Source organism: Maribacter sp. 2-571, assembly GCF_050589625.1.
Lineage (GTDB): Bacteria > Bacteroidota > Bacteroidia > Flavobacteriales > Flavobacteriaceae > Pelagihabitans.
This window is the reverse complement of record NZ_JBNGOP010000067.1, coordinates 1-1424: the sequence shown is the minus strand read 5'-3', so window position 1 is coordinate 1424 and position 1424 is coordinate 1. Positions and strand designations below refer to the sequence as shown.

Genomic DNA, 1424 nt, shown 5'->3' with positions numbered 1-1424 from the left:
ATCCCGCTCTCGTACAGCCAGGAGCGATTGTGGTTCCTGGACCAGTTGCAGGGCAGCGAGGAATACCATATTCCGATGTTGTTCCGTTTGAGAGGAAAGGTTAACGTAACCTCCCTTTCCAGCGCCTTTCGTGAGGTTGTGGAGCGCCACGAGGTACTGCGCACGGTGATTTGTTCGGAGGATGGCGTTGGTTATCAGAAGGTTAATTCGTCCGAGACCTGGGGACTTGAGCTAATGGATGCCGGTAATCGTGATGTTTCTAATGGTATTCGTAAATATATCGACGCTCCTTTCGACCTTTCGATTCACCATATGTTAAGGTCCCGGTTATATCGTTTTTCAGAAGATAACCATTTATTGGTAATAGTGTTTCATCACATCGCGAGCGATGATTGGTCTGAGAGCATTATTTTCAATGAGTTTACGAAGCTATACGATGCATATTCGAATGGTCACACGGCGTCTCTCCCTGCACTATCGGTTCAGTACGCCGACTATGCGATCTGGCAACGGAAGTATCTGACGGATTCCGTATTGGAGAATCAGTTGGGGTATTGGCAAGAACATCTTTCCGGGGTATCCGCGCTCGAGCTCCCTACGGACCATGCACGCCCTGTGTTACAGGGTAATGAAGGGGGCACTGTTTCGCGCTGCATTGGGGAAGGGCTGTCCTTGCAGCTCAATGAACTTTCCCAAAGTCGCGATACTACGCTTTTCATGACGCTGTTGACCGCCTTCAAGGTATTGTTGTACCGATACAGCGGGCAGTCCGATATCTGTGTGGGCATCCCGATCGCGAACCGTACCCAACAGGAGATCGAACCTTTGGTGGGCTTCTTTTTGAATACATTGGCGCTTCGCAGTGATTTAGGGGGAGATCCCGTTTTCACGGAACTATTGGAACAGGTAAAGGGAACGACCCTTGGTGCTTATGACCATCAAGAAGTACCCTTTGAGAAGGTGGTGGACCGGGTCGTTAAAACGCGCGATATGAGCCGCAGCCCTTTGTTCCAGGTGATGTTCAATTTCATGGTCGACGATCAGGGGGAAGATACCATTACTCTGGGGTCCCTTGAACTTACCGAAGAACCTTTTGAAGAGACCACATCGCAGTTCGATCTTAGCTTTGATATTACCCAGACGGGTGATGTACTTGACATATCGGTGGAGTATAGCAGCGACCTTTACGAAGAGGGTACCATAGTACGTATGTTGTCACATTACGAGTCGTTATTAGCTTCGATCGTTCTGTCGCCCGAAGCCACCATAGGTGAGCTAACGTTGTTGTCTCCTTCGGAGGAAACGCAGCTATTGGATGTTTTCAATTCCACGGATGTGGGGTATCCTTTGGATGTTGGTTTTGTAGGGATGTTCGAGTCCCGTGTATCGAAGAGTCCCGATGGCATTGCCTTGAGTTTCGAGGG

Annotated in this window: 1 protein-coding gene; it reads left to right on the top strand. The window is 49.4% G+C overall.

What is annotated here, in order from left to right:
- Positions 1-1424: condensation domain-containing protein (locus ACRD7P_RS20885; RefSeq protein ID WP_430909741.1), on the top strand; the 1424-nt coding region annotated here is incomplete at both ends.